We start from the raw sequence: 15,591 nt of genomic DNA on the forward strand, positions 1-15,591 counted from the left end.
GCCAGTCAAAGACTGGCAACCGGGTAGGCACAAGTTCCGCGCTGCGCGCTAAACTGGCGCCAGTGGCTATGAAGCCGTTGCATTCTCCCTCGTCTCTTCCTGATATACCGGCGTCAGCCGCGTGGACACAACCGTGATCACGACAGCCAATGTCAGCAGCACGCCCGCACAAATAAACACGTTCGTCGTTCCTGCGAAAAAATCACCGGAGGCGTAGATCGAGAGGATCTGGATGACCGAGAATGGCATCGAGCAAGCCAATATGTTCATGGCAAAGTCCTGGTCGAAGGTCTTTACTGCATTGTTCGCTTCCAGCCGGCTTACGGCGGCCATGTGTGCGCAGGGCCAGAAGCTGCAGGCACTTTGGGGGAAGACCACGATCAGAAGGATGGTTGGGATATCGTTTACCGGAAACAACAGCAACAATATACCACTGATCAAATACGCTACGCCGGAGCGAAAGAACAGAAATGAGAAGATCGTGCGGACCTGTTCCCAGGTGAGGCGCATGGACATGCCGATGAATAAAAGGACCAGGGGTGTCATCATGACGCTGAGCCGGTCGATGCTCAGGCGGATGAATTCCGGGAAGGCGTCGTAGCCGAGGCCGAGGCCCAGCATGGTCAGGGCGGTGACGATTACGATGTTCACAGGTTCGTTTACGAGGGAAAGGAGAAGGTCTTTTATTTTACTGCGGCCATTGGCGGTGTGGTGTTTGTTGTTTTCGTAGTACCACTTCATGGCGATGGTGTAGGAGATGATGAGGACGAAGATCTTGTTTCCGACGTCGGCCAGGGCGGCCATTGCCAGCGGGCCTTGTCCGCTATACTCCATGATGAACGGAAAACAGGAAAGGCCCGGTGCCAGGGAGGGGATGAGCATGATCAAGGTGCGATATTGATTTACCGGAATGTTGAATACCGGTCGGAGCGGCAGCTTGTCGATGAGCAGGTGCATGATGATGTTAAAGCCCAGGGATAGAATGGGGATGACGACGAGATCGGATTTAAAGTCGATCTGGAGCAGGGCGATGAAGATGGTGGCCGGCAGGGCCAGGCTCAGGATCAGGGTTCTGATGCCGTCGCGCTGATCTTTACTCCTGATCTTGTTTCGGAACAGGTAGCCGATGAGGATCAACAGCAGTAACGATATGGTCTTGGTGGTGGCAGTGCTCATGCGTAAAGTCTTCTCGGAATAGTGATGGAAATAGATAGACAGGGCGACGGTTATTACCGCCGCCGCCCTTTACCGGAGACGATCCGCTCCGGTTGGATCGTGCCCCGGCCGTGCAGCTTTTTTGTTAGCTGACGATTTCGTTGAGTGTTTTGACAAAGAGCTTGAGCTCGTCCATCGTGCCGACGCTCACACGCCCGTACGGCTTGCCGTGAATGTCATAGCCCCGTATGCCCACGCCTTTGGCCAGCATGCCATCCATCATTTGCCTGACGGGCATTTGCAGCGGGAACAATACAAAGCTGGTATACGACGGAATGGGATTGAGCCCGGCTTTCTTCAGCTCCTGGAATACATACTCGCGGTTCTTTTTATTGTTCGCGCGGGTGAAGAGCTGAAACTCGGTGTCTTGCAAGCTGGCCAGCGCGCCTTCGAGCGATGTTACGCTGATGCCCATTTCGGTGCGGACCAGGTCCTGGATCATCTTGACACGCTCGGGCTTGGCGATCATATAACCAATGCGCAGGCCCGCCATGCCGTGGATCTTGGAGAATGTACGGCTGATGATCACATCGTGCCCTTCTTTGACCAGGTTTACGGCGGTTTGAGATTCGGGTACATCGAGCAGCTCGAGGTAGGCTTCGTCGATGAAGACCGGCGCCTTAGGGGCTACCTGGCGGCAGAAGGTCTGGATCTCGGCAATCGGCGTGAGCGTACCCGTGGGATTGTTAGGATTGCAAATATAGACCAGCTTCGTCTGCGCATCGACAGCGCCCGCCATGGCGGTCAGGTCGTGCGCATAGTCGGCCCGCAGGGGTATATTCTTCCAGGTGGCGCCGATGGAGGTGGCCGTGTTGACGAGCGACATATAGGAAGGGTCTGCGGAGATGACGTTGCCGCCGGTGCGACAAAGGGCAAAGGCCACTTTCTCCAGCACATCGGTCGATCCCGGCGCCAGCAGAATGTTCTCCTTTGCGACGCCTTCTTTTTCGGCGACGATCTCGATCATCTTCAGACAGCTGCTGTATACATACCGATTGCCCTTGGCGGCGGCGAGCCCGATCGCCGCGACGGCTTTCTTGGAAGGGCCCCAGGGATTCTCATTAGCCAGCAAGCGGGCCTTGAGGTTTTCCATATCGGGCGGTGCTACGTGATATTGTTCGAGTAGATGATAGCTTCCTTTGAGCGGCGCCATACCGAAGGCGGGCTTTGCCAGGAGCGATTCGGAGAGGGCCACGCCTGTGAGGATACCGCCGGCCGTTACGGTGCTGCGTTTCAACCATGTTCTTCTGCTGATACCGGAGTTTTTCATGTTTTGTTCTTTTTGGTGGATGTAGGATGTCATGTTCTGGGTACGTTACTCGCCGATGGCGACAGGATCTGCATTCACGCCGACGTCGCCCGTCGCGATGATGTCATCATCCAATAGCACACTCACGTGCGCATCGTAGGTGTCGAGCGATTCGAAGAATTCTTTATCACTTATGATATAGAATTTGGATGTGTTGAAAGATCCCGTGGCGCCGTCGATGTCGTACAGCGGCTCGAGCTTGATAGTGGATGCTTCCGCCACGGCGCCGTCGAATATAGCAGAGGGGTACGACGTACCCTCATCTGTATTGGTGAGTGACAGCTGTATAAGCGTATGGCCGGCGTTATCCTGCCAGAAAACAATCCGGCCATGTACTTCGCTGCCGGGAGCGGCATCGATTGTATAGGCCTTGTAGGTGGAGATAGTGCCACCGCCCGGGGCGGCATTCATCTCAGGCTCAAGTTCTTCCTGCTCGCAGGAAGTGATCAGGGTAACGACCAGGCAGAGACCAAGCAGGGTCAGGATCGATTGTTTGATATAGATAGATTTCATAGCGGTATACACATTAGAAGTTAAACATGATACGACCATAATAATACGCCCCGCTGGATCCCTGCTGATTGTTGGAATACAGGTAGAATCCTCTGTTCTCCACACGCATAATATCGGGATAAGTATCGAGTATATTATTACCGCCAATGGATAATTTTATATTGGGGCTCAGGTCATAGTTAAAGCTGAGATCAAATATAGTTTGTGCCGAAAACGTTTGATCCCAGTAATTTCCGGCACCATCATCGTCGATCGAGAGCTCGGTAACTTTTCCGAAATATGTTCCGCGTGCCATCGTGGAAAGTTTACCGATGCGATAGTTTACCGATCCGATGATCTTGGTGCGGGGTGTACCGGTCTCGAATTGACCCATTACCTGGCGGTTCAGGTATTTCTCAACCAACTCTTCGTCGGTCAGATTGTCGACATCGAGGTCGAGGATCTTGCGCCTGGTAATTTCATTTTTGCTCAGGATCGCTGCGAGGCTGAATGAGATCTGTGACGTGCCGGTCAGGCTGGTAGTATAGGTGCCGACCATTTCGATACCTTTCGAGCGAACGTTCGCGCCATTGACGAAGAACTGCGCTTCGCTGCCGGCGCCGATCACCTCTTCGTAGTTGTGGCCCACCTCGGTGGCGTTAAACGTGTTCGTGCGGAAGATCCGGTCGCGCACGTCGATCTGATAGGCATCTACCGTAAGCTCAAATCCCATGGTGGGTTGGAAAGTCAATCCTACACCGTAGCTGGTGGAACGTTCTTCCGACAGTTCCCGGATACCGATGGCGCGGGCGGCAGTGCTGTTGGTCGGGAACGTGGTGTTGTCGACCGGTTGCGGAACACCGTTTGCATCGGGAAGAAACGCCGTGGCGGTATGGGTATAATTTAATTCCTGTAAGGATGGCGCGCGGAACCCGGAAGATACCGAAGCACGGACGGCCAGGTTTTTCATCACCGTATACCGCGCGGCGATTTTGCCGGTCACGACACTACCGAAGTCGGAGTAATTTTCAACCCGGGTGGCACCGGCCACCAGCAGATCTTCGGTCAGGTCTAATTCTGCGTCGACATACGCCGCCAGCATCGTGCGATATTCATCACGCTCGTTTTTAGGGCCGAACCCGGCAAAGCACTGGCAGTTGGAGGCAAAATTCTTAACAACGATCTCGTCGCCGCGTTGAACCCAGAGCGGGTCGCCATTGGCATCTACGATCGGCTCCCCTTTTTCATTCTGGAGAGGTTTGCCATCGGGTCCTACGAGATAGCCGTCTTCCGTAATTTTTAATACGCCGGCATCACCAAAGGCAAAGCTTTCATCCTGGCCTTTCATGATCTTGTAATTCTCGACGCGCATTTCTGCGCCAAATGCAATGTTGAGACCGTTGGCGATATCTTTGAAGTTGTGAGAGAAGTCGAGGTTGGTGGAGTTCTGTGTGAACTGGTGCGTGCCCAGGTTCATTTCCACCGGCGAGTTGGAACCAATAGACGCGTTAAACGTATTGACCATGCCGATGCGCATCTTATTGCGACCGAACGTATTGCTGAAGTCCATATTGAACAGGCCTGTCTTACTGCGGATGCCGACCGTATTAGAGAAGTCGGCGGTGTTCGAGGTCATCTGCGGACGGAAGCCGTTGGGATACAGCAGGTAATTGAATCGGTCTGTTTGCGCGGGCCGGCGGAAATAACAGGAGTATCCTTCCAGGAATTTATACGACATGCCGCCGAAGGTATAGAAGGTGGTATGGGGGCCGATGGCGTATTCGGAGTTATAGAACAAGCTGCCGAGTGTAATGGCGGGCATGCCGGCATAGACGGCATAGTCGTCCCACGACAGACCACGGGCGTTCATCAACCCCTCTTGTGTGAGGAGGGATGAGGCGAGTGCCTCGTTTCCCGAAGCCTGTGCTGAAATGAGTTCCGGGTTTGTAATGATCGGATTGCCGTTTTTATCCGTGCGGGTGTTGCCCAGGTAAGAAGCATCGTATACCTCCCAATCGTTTACGAAGGGGCGTAGGGTCGCACGGCGTTGGGTGATTTCGCCCGACAAATTGATAAAGCCTTTTGTACCGAGTGAGAAGCCGTAGTTTGCGGTCATCTGGTAGTTATAGCCGTCGGGATCGCCGCTCCTGGTCAACGGACCCGCATCACCGCCGGAGTTCAGGTAGCCGCCGCCGGTAAAGCTGCCGGTAAGCTTGTCGGTGCCTTTCTTAAGCACGATGTTGATCACCCCGGCCACCGCGTCTGAACCATACTGCGCGGCGGCGCCGTCGCGCAGGATCTCGACCTTCTCGATGGCCGATGCAGGAATGGTCATCAGGTCGACAGAGGTGGAGGGACTTCCGACGGCGGTCGACGTGATCAGCAGCGCGGACGTGTGACGACGCTTGCCGTTGACGAGCACCAGGGTCTGGTTCGGCGCGAGGTTGCGCAGCTGCGCGGGATCGACGTGCGAGTCGAGGTCACCACCTTGCGAACGAACGGCGTTAAAGCTCGGGGCCAGGGTCGCCAGCATCTGGCCCAGGTCGATCTGGGGGAGCTCACCCATGATATCCTGGATCGGAATAACGTCGACCGGTACCGGTGTTTCCAGCACCGTACGCCCCACGCTGCGGGTACCCGTCACGACGATCTCGGTGAGCTCGTTCAGCGACTCTTCCATCGGCGCGTCGATCGTCGAGCCCGCGCCCACCACGATCTCCTTCGACTTCAGGCCGATAAAAGAAAAGACCAGCACATCGTCAGGCGTGGCTTCCAGTGTATAAAGTCCCTGTGCATCCGTCAGCGTGCCCTTGCCGGCGCTTCCCTTAATGATGACACTCACCCCGGGCAGAGGGGTGCCATCGGTGGAATATACTTTACCGGTAATGGTCTTTGTCTGCGCAAGCCCGGGAAGGGCTGCAGCCGACAGCAGGAGTGTACATATAAAGGGTATAAATAATTTCATCTTCATGTTGGGATGGGGTATACTTTTTAAACAATACGATCTCGCTTCACCCCACGCGGGTGAATGTTCCTTACAAAAAAGAAAATAGGATACGATCAGGCGGCCTGAAAGGCAACCGACGCGCCGGGCAAACAAAGAGGATCCGTTAGATCTTAAACATGGACTGCCTGCTTAGAGGCGCAGCGGGTGAAATATAGGTTTCATATATAGCATGGATTTAGGTTTCAGAATAGTTTTTTTGCTATAGTAAGGTAACACCGACCCTACGATCGAATCAATCCGCATTTTTACCTAGGCCGCGCTGGAAAAAATACGGAGGTTTGTGTCGGTAGTGAGAAGGGAAATTGGGATTGGGGTTTTTTCGATCGTTAGCGTTGAGATAAGATAGAAAAGCTGGCTGTATCTGGCCGGTGTCAACCCTGCCTGCCGGCAGGCAGGGCCGAGTGAAGCATCGGTCTCCCGAGATGGGCTAAATGCCGGCGCCAGGTATAGTTAATACGAAATTATTAATCCACTACCTGAATCTTATGACAACACCTCGTGCCAAATGTATATATAAGGTTGGGATAACGTTGGTATGGCTTATCCCTGGCTGATGTATGGCTTTGGTATGGCTGAATATCGCTATAAGGTCGCTATAAGGTCACTGTAAGGTCGCTGTAAGGTCGCGATAATCTCGTGGGCTTGCTATTGTTGTACAACGAATCACTGATCGAAGCGAATTTACAACCGGATCTTTTGTTCTGCAATGCGTGTGATCAATTCGGTGGTGTTCTTGAGATTAAATTTACCGAGGATGTTGGCGCGGTGGGTGTCGATCGTGCGGGGACTGACATCCAGCAGGGCGGCGATTTCTTTGCTGGAGTAGCCTTCCATGATATAACGGATGATCTCTTTCTCTTTGCTGGTCAGGAAGGGGTGGCCGCGGTAATTTTTCTTGGCCAGGTTGCCGATGAGGAGGTTGGAGACTTCGCGCGAAAAGAATTTCTCGCCTTCGAGCACCCGGTTGATGCCTAATAGCAATTCCTCGGGCTCTGCGTCTTTGTGGATGTAGCCGTCGATGCCTGTTTCTACGGCGTTGAGAATGTGAAATTCCTCTTTGTGGAAGGTGAGGATGATGACCTTGATATCCTGTCGCAGCTGTTTGACATAGGTGGCGACATCTTCGCCGTCACCTTCACGGTTCAGGGAAATATCGATGATGACCAGGTCGGCCGCAAGGGTGGGTACGAGCGGACGCACGGCATGGAAGCTCTTATACTCGCCCGTCAGCTCGAACCGCGCATCCTGTTGAAGAAGCGCTACCAGACCGATCCTGGAGAGGGCGTGCTGATCGACAACGACTATCTTTACCATGTTACGTTAAATATACTTTATTCAAACAAGGAAGAAAAGGCGTCGCTGGTGCCGATAAGTTTACCGGGATCACCACAATCGTTTGAATGATTTCATAGGGTGCGCCGGCGTGTTAAAATTTCTTTAAAAGTTTTATCCCGTCGTTAAACGAGGTGGCTATACTCTGTAATATATACCTGAGTTATGGGGTGTTGTATGGTGGCTTGGTGGCACAAGTTCCGCGCTCCGCGCTTAAACTTGCGCCAGCATTAGTGTTTTAGTGGTTCAATTGTTCCTCAAATAGTCCAATGGTCCGTTGCCAGCCTTCCGGCTTTGTTTCCTTTAGAAAGGCCACAGCTTCTTTTACCGTCTTCTGCAGGTCTGCCGGTCGTCCCTGGCGGCTATAGATATCTGTTTTCAGTCGATACAGCCAGGCACTTTTCTCAATTGCCAGTGCGCGGTCGACTAATTGCAACTGCCGGGGCATGTCCTTGTTGTAATGGAGCGCCATGTATTCCACCGCCTGGCCCAGGAGGTCGGGATTGTCGGGAGATTGTTTCAATGCTGTTTCCAACCGGGCGGTTGCCACACTGTCGCTATGGGTCTGTATGCCGAATCGGATCTGTGTATTTTCCCAGGCCAGGGTGAGCTCGGCGTCGTATCGTGTCACGTCGAGCATCAGGCTCAGCGACTCGTAGTATCGTGCGGTCTTTTCGGGCGTGACGTCGAAGCGGTACAATTCTGTTGTTGTACGATAGTCGTCTGGTCGCCCGTAGACTTTTGTTGTGTCGCTATTGAGGATAACGGTCCAGCGGTTTGTATTGGGCATTGTCAATAGTGCATAGGCCCCGGCCGGGATATTCCGTCCGCCGATCGTCACGGAGGCGTCAAATTGCACGATGGTGCAGCGGCCGGCGCCGGTACGCCATACTTTGCCGTAGGGAACCAGGGCTCCGAAGATCTTTCGGTTACGGGCGGCAGGGCGACCATAGCGGAGGTTGATGCGGGTATAGCCTACGTGTTGTGAGAATGAGGCTTCGGGGCTGGGGTCGGGGAGCTCTACCTGGGCGGAGGCGATGTGGCAGAGTATGATCAGGCAGAGGGTATAGAATGATTTCATGGGGTTGAGTTTGTGTGGGCTAATATCGTTTGATTTGTGACGTGATGTCGTTAATGAGATGTTAAAGGCAGGGGGGAGCGTTGTCGATGTATGGTGACACATAACAAAAAAGCCCTCACTGGTTTCCAGCAAGGGCTTTAGCGTCGCCGTCGGGCGATGTATAGTATACTTGTTAGTTTACTTTGATCAGCTCAACTTCGAAGACGAGGGTGGCGAAGGGGGGGATTTGGCCGCCGGCGCCGCGCTCGCCATAGGCGAGGTCATAGGGGATGTAGAGTTCCCATTTGTCGCCTTCGTGCATCAGTTGGAGGGCTTCCGTCCAGCCGCCGATAACGTCGCTTACGCCGAAGGAAGCCGGTTCGCCGCGCTCGACGGAGCTATCGAATACGGTGCCGTCCAGCAGTTTGCCGGTGTAGTGTACGGTCACGTTGGAGGTGGCGCTCGGGGCTTTGCCTTTGCCGGTGGTCAGCACTTTGTATTGCAGGCCGCTGGCGGTGGTGACGACGCCGGGCTTGGTCTTGTTGCCTTCGTGGAAGGCCTGGCCTTCAGCCTTCAGCACAGCCGTTTTGCGTTCCATGGCCGCTTGCATATATTCCTGTACGATCGTCAGCGCTTCCTGTTTCTCGATCTTCAGCGTCTTGCCTTGAAATACATCGCGGAAGGCGATGTTGATCGCTTCCACGTCGAGCGAGTCTGCACCTTGCGTTTTGATGTTGGCGGCCATCAGCACACCCAGGCCGTAGCTGGCCTTCTTATGCTTGTCGGTCAGTTCGACATCTTTGGGCTTCTTCAATTCGGTGATTTCGGCTTTCAGCTTGGTGACTTCGGCCTGAAGCTCTTTTTTAGATTGGGCATGCAAGACAGTTCCGGTCAAGACAGCGGCGCAGAGAACGAGTACTTTCATAGATACTTTTTTATTAAACCGCAAAGAAAGGCAAATATTGTCAAATGTGCAGCCGAAAGCGGCAGGATGTAGCCTGGGGCTATTGCTGCTGTTTTTGCTGGCCCAGGTACAGGGCCAGCAGCACCAGGGCCGTACCGGCAAGTGTAAAAAGTGTCAGCGGCTCGTGTAGCAGGACGGCCGCATACAGGAAGCCGAACACCGGGCAGAGGTACAGCCAGAGCGAGGCCCGCACGGCGTCTGTCTTGAGCAGCCGCAGCCAGAGCTGCACGGCTCCGATCGATACGGGCACAATAAGCCAGGCAAGCGAAAGCCAGAAGGTAAGATCGAACCGGCTGGGCACCTTGTGCAACAGCCCGGCAAAGGGCGCAATCAGGATGCCGCCCAGGAATACCTGCCAGGCGTTGATCGTGGTGCGGGAAAGCTGCCAGTCCACGCCGGCATAATACACGGCGCCATACGAGTAGGCAACCATGCTGGCGGCCAGCAAGAGCATGCCCGTGGTGGTAGCCTGGCTGTCGCGCAGCAGCGGATAGGCCGCGATGATCACGCCCGCTACACCCAATGCAATGCTGAGCCACTCGATGCCTTTCACCCGGCGCTTCATCAGCAACGCCGACATGATACTAATGAACAAAGGATTCAGGGCGATCGCCAATGTCGTGATACCGGGGGTGACGTGCTGCAAAGCCACGATAAAGAGGCCCAGGTATAAGGTGGTGTTCAGCGTGCCAAAAATGGTGAGCTGTACCCATTCCCGGCCTGCGGGCAGCCGGCTCTTCTCCACCAGGGATACATACGCCAGCAGAAGGGCTCCCGCCAGCAGAAAACGCAGGGTGAAGAAAACGAGCGGCTCTGCGCCTTTCAGGCCAAACTTGCCGGCCACGGAGGCCGACGCCCATAACATCGAGAAAAGTAACCCGGTAAGAAGATAACGACGATCTGATGTACCCATACTGCAAGAACCCCGCGGCGTCCGCATCGATAATGCGCGCAAGGTAAAACAAAAAGTCCCGCTGGAAAACCTTCCGGCGGGACTCTCCTATAGATTAGTCGCTGTTGGCGGGGCGCTTTCAGGCGCCCAGTTTCCAGCCCTGGCGGTATTCGCGTTTTACGAACTGGTTGGCAGCGTCGAAGTTAGTGATCTTCATGTTGGCGCCATCCCAGAGCAACTTGATGTTCCGGCCCGGGAAGTCGAACTGGTCGGGCTTGTCGGCCTTTGGCACGCGCACGTCGAAGCTGCGGATGGCGAGGTTGCCCATCAGTACCGTTTCGGTCAACGGACCGGCAATTTCAAACGGCGAGCTCACTTCCATCTTGCCGTAACCGGCCAGACAGGCTTCGACCCACTGTGCATAGTGGCCTTCGGCACCACCGGGTACGCGCTTGATGGTCTGCGGGGTTTTGTCTTCTTTATTCCGCGAGGTCGGCAGCAGCTTCGGGTCTGCACCGTACGTGCCGCACATCATCTTGCCTTTGCTGCCGATGAAGATCACGCCGTTGCCACCGTCGCCCATGATCTCGTTCGCGCCAAGCTCTTCGGGGCGCTCGGGTTGAATGCCACCGTCCATCCAGTGCATTTTTACCGTCTTGCCGTTCTTGCCGGGGAAGGTCAATACGGTATAGGATGACGGCGGGCAGCTGTCGGGGAAATAGCCGCGTTTAAATTCATCGACGTAGACGCTTCCTACGCTGGCGGTTACGTCGGTAGGATATTGGAGGCCGAGTACACGGAAGGGGGGTTCTACAATGTGGCAACCCATGTCGCCCAGGGCGCCCGTGCCGTAGTCCCACCAGCCGCGCCAGTTGAAGGGTACGAGCTTTTCAACGTACTCCTTATACGGCGCTGTGCCCAGCCACAGGTCCCAGTCGAGGTCAGCGGGCACGGCGGTTTTTTTATCCGACCAGGCAATGCCTTGCGGCCATACGGGGCGGTTGGTCCAGCAGTACACCTCGTTGACTTCACCGATCAGGCCGGCCTGGTACCACTCCATCAGCTTGCGCACCCCGTCGCCGGACGCACCCTGGTTGCCCATCTGTGTTACCACCTTATATTTTTTGGCGGCTTCGGTCAGCATCCGGGCTTCGTAGATGTCGTGCGTCAGCGGCTTTTGTACATATACGTGTTTGCCCAGCTGCATGGCGGCCATGGCTTGCACGGCGTGGTTGTGGTCGGGTGTCGATACCGATACGGCGTCGATATGCTTGTGCTCTTTGTCGAGCATCTTGCGGAAGTCTTTATAGTATACGGCCTTCGGGAAAGCCTTCACCGAGTTGGCGGCGCGGCTGTCGTGCACGTCGCACAGATACGCGATCTCTGCTTTACCGCTTTTGGCGAAGCTGGCAATATCGCTTTGACCTTTGCCGCCCACACCGATGCCGGCGATGTAGAGCTTGTCGCTGGGCGCGCGATAACCTTGTCCACCCAATACAAAACGGGGAACGATGGTAAACGCGGCGGCCGTCATACCGGCTGTTTTGATAAAGCTTCTCCGCGAGATAGCGGACGGGGGTGTTGACTTTTTCAGGGGCATGATAATATCGTGATGGTTGTTTACAAAAAGAATTAACAGAACGATGATACGCCAAAAACGGGAGGGAGGCAAATTGAATTTGACCAACGGTACGATCAACGGCCACGATGCCGGTGTCGCCTTACTGTGCTTCGTGGTTTTTCCGGGGCACCGGATCGTACCCGCTCGTGCCCCATGGGTGACACCGCGCAATGCGACGCAACCCCAGCCACACGCCTTTGAACACTCCCCACTCGCGAATGGCCTCGATGGCATACTGCGAACAGGTTGGCGTGTGCCGGCAGTTCGATCCCAACAACGGGGATATAAAAAGCTGGTAGAACCGTATGGGCAATATAAAAAGCTTGCGCAGCATGGCCTTCAAAAAGAGAAAGCACAGCGGTAACGCCAGGCGTCGCCGCTGTGCGGTAATATTATTCCAGTGTATAGCTCATCTCGCCTTCCTTGCCGTCCATCAGCTGGACGCCCAGCCTCTTGAGGTCGTCGCGGATGCGGTCTGACAGGGCATAGTTGCGGTCTTCCCGGGCCTTCTTGCGCAGGTCGATCAGCACGTGGATCACACCCTTCAGCAATTCGTGGTCGTGCTCCTGCTCTTCGCGCAAACCGAGCACGTCTTCCATGACGGCGGTATAGGTCTTTTTAAATGTTTGGAAGCTTTCTTCCGACACGCTCTTGAGTGACAGGTTGCCCGACTTCATGTCGTTGATGCGCGACGCCATTTCAAACAGCACGGCCAATGTTTTGGCGGTGTTGAAGTCGTCGCTCATGTTGGTATAGGCGTCGGTCACCAGCTTGTCGAGGTCGCTGTTGCCGGTCGCGGCACCGCCGCCCGGATGGTTCATCTTTTTGATAATGCCCAGGGCGTTGGATAATTTCCGGAAGCCTTTCTCGGCCGCGTTGAGCGCTTCGTTCGAGAAGTCCAGCGTGCTGGAGTAATGCGATTGCAGCATGAAGAAGCGCACGGTCATCGGACCGTAGCCACGCTCCAGCATGGGGTGGTCACCGGTGAACAACTGACGTGGCAGGAACGAGTTGCCGAGGGACTTGCTCATCTTCTGACCGTTTACCGTTAGCATATTGGAGTGCATCCAGTAGTTGGCGGGAGCCTTGCCGTGGGCGCCGACCGCTTGTGCGATCTCGCATTCGTGGTGGGGGAACTTGAGGTCCATGCCGCCGCCGTGTATATCGAACGTCTCGCCGAGGTACTTCGTGCTCATCACGGTACATTCGATGTGCCAGCCCGGAAAACCTTCGCCCCACGGGGAGGGCCAGCGCATGATGTGATACGGCGACGCTTTTTTCCACAGGGCGAAGTCGATCTTGTTACGTTTTTCGTCCTGGCTGTCGAGCTTGCGCCCGCTTTCCATCAGGTCTTCTATGACGCGGCCCGACAAGATGCCGTAGTGGTTGTTTTTATCGTAGGCCAGCACGTCAAAATATACCGAGCCATTAACCTCATACGCCAGGCCGAGGTCGATAAGCTTTTGCGTGATCTGGATCTGTTCGACGATGTGCCCGGTAGCCGACGGTTCGATGCTGGGCGGCAGGATGTTAAACTGGCGCGATACTTCGTGAAAACCCTCGGTATAATGCTTCACTACTTCCATGGGCTCGAGCTGCTCCAGGCGTGCTTTCTTGGAGATCTTGTCTTCACCTTCGTCGGCGTCGTTCTCCAGGTGGCCGACGTCGGTGATGTTGCGTACGTAACGCACTTTATAGCCGAGGTGGCGGAAATAGCGGGATACTATATCAAAGGTTAAGAAGGTTCGGACGTTGCCCAGGTGCACATCGTTATAGACGGTAGGTCCGCAGACGTACATGCCGACGTGGCCGGGATTGACGGGTGTGAAAAGTTCTTTTTTACCTCCCAGGGAATTCGATAGGTGGACGGGGTATTTATCGTAAAGCTCCATAACTAAAAATCGGCCGAAAATACTTATTTAATATGTAGGTGCCCAATCTGGACATTTGCGGACAGTTATCGCTTACGTTTCCGGTAATTTTTTGTTGGGAAATGGTTTCTACAGGGGAAAATCTGACACCTGCGGCGGTCTCGTGCTTTTTTGGCTCAATAGAAAGCATTCATGCCGGTATGTTCGCGTGCACATTATCCATGTTGTCGGAAACGTGCCGATTCTGGCGCAAAACACGGCATTTTATTTCTTAATAGTGGATGTTGTCCCAAATTGAATCAATAACCGACTAGCAAACGCTTGCGCAACAACTTTCACAAACGGATTCGGAAACGTTTGTGGTAACGTTTACTAAAGTATTTTTTCGGCTTTTTACTTACATGAAAGGTGAAATATTTACTTTCGAAATAGTATGATTTCCGAAACGAAATTCTGGAGCAGGGTTTTGAATCGAAATTTTCACCTAAATCAATTAACCCAAACGTAAACCTTATGATGAAAAGATTTACTCCTTTTCTGTTTGCCTGTGCCGCGGCCTTGCTGCTGATCAGGTGCGACGACGACGAGGCATCTTCTCCTCCGAAAACCACCTTCACGGTGGACAAAACCTCCGGCCTGGCCAATGATACCGAGTTCACTTTTGTGGTGGACGAGGTAAATGCAGGCGACATTTCTCTACTACCGTACGGTACCGAACGCCCCAATCTGGGTGGGATCCGCATCACCAACTTTAAGGATGGTAAGGCGACGGTGACGTTCAAGTATGAAGAGGTCGGAACGTTCGAGGCGGTGGTAGTGACCAACAACCACAGCGCGGATGGAGAAAGTGTCAAATCAACATTTTCGGACCCAAAGACTGTAACGATCACCAGCAATCGTAATGAGATCTCTGACTTCTCATTCGAGAAGAGTACAAGCACCGAGATCGATCAGGCTGCGCGGACGATCACAGTCGTGGTGCCATATGGTACGGACGTGACAAAGCTGAAGGCCAAGTTTACAGCAAGTTCCTTCTCTACCGTGACCGTGGGCGGCACGGCACAAACGAGCGACGGTACGACAAACGATTTCACCAACCCGGTTGTCTATACTGTCGAAGCCAACGATGGCACTACCGTGAATTACACCGTTACGGTAGATGTCACACCGGTCGAGCAGACGTTTGACGTTAAGGCTGCTACCGGCAAAGTGCTGGAAGGCGACCTCAAAGACAAAGTGCTGACCGGTGCGGTCGACAACGACAATCACACCATCGTGCTCTATGGTCCGGCCGGCGCACCCGCCACGGCCTTCGACAAGATCTCCTTGAACTATGAAATGGCCGGCAAATTCTCCTACCTCAAGTTTGCCGATAAAAAGCTCAAGCAGGACACTGAGTTCGACCTGAATCCGGACGCAGCTACGGTAGAGGCTTATTCACAAGACTCGCTGGGTACCGGCGGCACACAGGACTATAGGGTCTATGCCACCGACGCACCGAAGCTGAATTTCCGGTTTCCCAGCCTCGTCCCCCCGGTAGAAGGTACCGTCGAAGACTTTACCGTCACGCTGAAGGTGTTAAAGATCGCCGGCACGGAATTCTCCACCGAGGCGTGGATTGAAGAACTGCCTGCCGGCGTTACTGCTTCGGCGAATGACCTCGAGTATCAGGATGCCAACGGCAACTGGGTGCCCTTCGCGCAAGGTGACATGGTAGACTATGCCAAGAACGTAACGTTCCGGCTGCCTGTGACCGACAGTCGTCTGGATGGTGGTGTAACGTATTGGGCCACTTACAAAGTCAGTGTTCTTTACCTCCAATAACCCA

The 15,591-nt window shown here is 54.3% G+C and carries 12 protein-coding genes; 1 reads left to right on the forward strand and 11 read right to left on the reverse strand.

Annotation, left to right across the window (positions count from 1 at the left end):
* Nucleotides 1-66: 66 nt before the first annotated feature.
* The 11 genes from KK078_RS00765 to cysS all read right to left on the reverse strand — a co-directional run bounded on the left by KK078_RS00765 (nucleotide 67) and on the right by cysS (nucleotide 13,784).
* On the reverse strand, nucleotides 67-1,176 hold the full coding sequence (locus KK078_RS00765) for an AEC family transporter (RefSeq protein WP_254088316.1): 1,110 nt from the start codon (nucleotides 1,174-1,176) through the stop codon (nucleotides 67-69).
* Nucleotides 1,177-1,300: 124 nt separating this feature from the next.
* On the reverse strand, nucleotides 1,301-2,518 hold the full coding sequence (locus tag KK078_RS00770; RefSeq protein WP_254088317.1) for a pyridoxal phosphate-dependent aminotransferase: 1,218 nt from the start codon (nucleotides 2,516-2,518) through the stop codon (nucleotides 1,301-1,303).
* A gap of 12 nt (nucleotides 2,519-2,530) precedes the next feature.
* On the reverse strand, nucleotides 2,531-3,037 hold the full coding sequence (locus KK078_RS00775; RefSeq protein WP_254088318.1) for a hypothetical protein: 507 nt from the start codon (nucleotides 3,035-3,037) through the stop codon (nucleotides 2,531-2,533).
* Nucleotides 3,038-3,050: 13 nt separating this feature from the next.
* Nucleotides 3,051-5,987: a TonB-dependent receptor gene (locus tag KK078_RS00780; protein ID WP_254088319.1), complete on the reverse strand. Its 2,937-nt coding sequence runs from the start codon at nucleotides 5,985-5,987 to the stop codon at nucleotides 3,051-3,053.
* Between the two features lie 717 nt (nucleotides 5,988-6,704).
* A complete protein-coding gene (locus tag KK078_RS00785) occupies nucleotides 6,705-7,337 on the reverse strand; it encodes a LuxR C-terminal-related transcriptional regulator (RefSeq protein ID WP_254088320.1) in 633 nt (210 codons plus the stop codon).
* A gap of 256 nt (nucleotides 7,338-7,593) precedes the next feature.
* Nucleotides 7,594-8,436 carry a DUF2911 domain-containing protein gene (locus tag KK078_RS00790; RefSeq protein ID WP_254088321.1) on the reverse strand — a complete coding sequence of 281 codons (843 nt, stop codon included), beginning with the start codon at nucleotides 8,434-8,436 and terminating at the stop codon, nucleotides 7,594-7,596.
* Nucleotides 8,437-8,608: 172 nt separating this feature from the next.
* The gene (locus tag KK078_RS00795) at nucleotides 8,609-9,340 is read right to left on the reverse strand and encodes an FKBP-type peptidyl-prolyl cis-trans isomerase (RefSeq protein WP_262898556.1); all 732 of its coding nucleotides are present in this window, start codon (nucleotides 9,338-9,340) and stop codon (nucleotides 8,609-8,611) included.
* Nucleotides 9,341-9,419: 79 nt separating this feature from the next.
* On the reverse strand, nucleotides 9,420-10,319 hold the full coding sequence (locus KK078_RS00800; RefSeq protein WP_317195859.1) for a DMT family transporter: 900 nt from the start codon (nucleotides 10,317-10,319) through the stop codon (nucleotides 9,420-9,422).
* A 91-nt stretch (nucleotides 10,320-10,410) separates the two neighbouring features.
* Nucleotides 10,411-11,871, reverse strand: coding sequence for a Gfo/Idh/MocA family protein (locus KK078_RS00805; protein WP_254088323.1), 1,461 nt, complete (start codon nucleotides 11,869-11,871; stop codon nucleotides 10,411-10,413).
* Nucleotides 11,872-11,992: 121 nt separating this feature from the next.
* Nucleotides 11,993-12,226, reverse strand: a complete 234-nt coding sequence (gene yidD, locus KK078_RS00810) for a membrane protein insertion efficiency factor YidD (protein WP_254088324.1) — start codon at nucleotides 12,224-12,226, stop codon at nucleotides 11,993-11,995.
* Nucleotides 12,227-12,284: 58 nt separating this feature from the next.
* Entirely contained in the window at nucleotides 12,285-13,784 is a 1,500-nt protein-coding gene (gene cysS / locus KK078_RS00815; protein WP_254088325.1) for a cysteine--tRNA ligase, read from the reverse strand.
* A gap of 492 nt (nucleotides 13,785-14,276) precedes the next feature.
* On the opposite strand from cysS, the gene KK078_RS00820 reads away from it, so the two are divergent.
* The gene (locus KK078_RS00820) at nucleotides 14,277-15,587 is read left to right on the forward strand and encodes a hypothetical protein (RefSeq protein ID WP_254088326.1); all 1,311 of its coding nucleotides are present in this window, start codon (nucleotides 14,277-14,279) and stop codon (nucleotides 15,585-15,587) included.
* Nucleotides 15,588-15,591 lie beyond the last annotated feature (4 nt).

Source organism: Dawidia soli, from assembly GCF_018598185.1.
GTDB classification, from domain to species: domain Bacteria; phylum Bacteroidota; class Bacteroidia; order Cytophagales; family Cyclobacteriaceae; genus Ohtaekwangia; species Ohtaekwangia soli.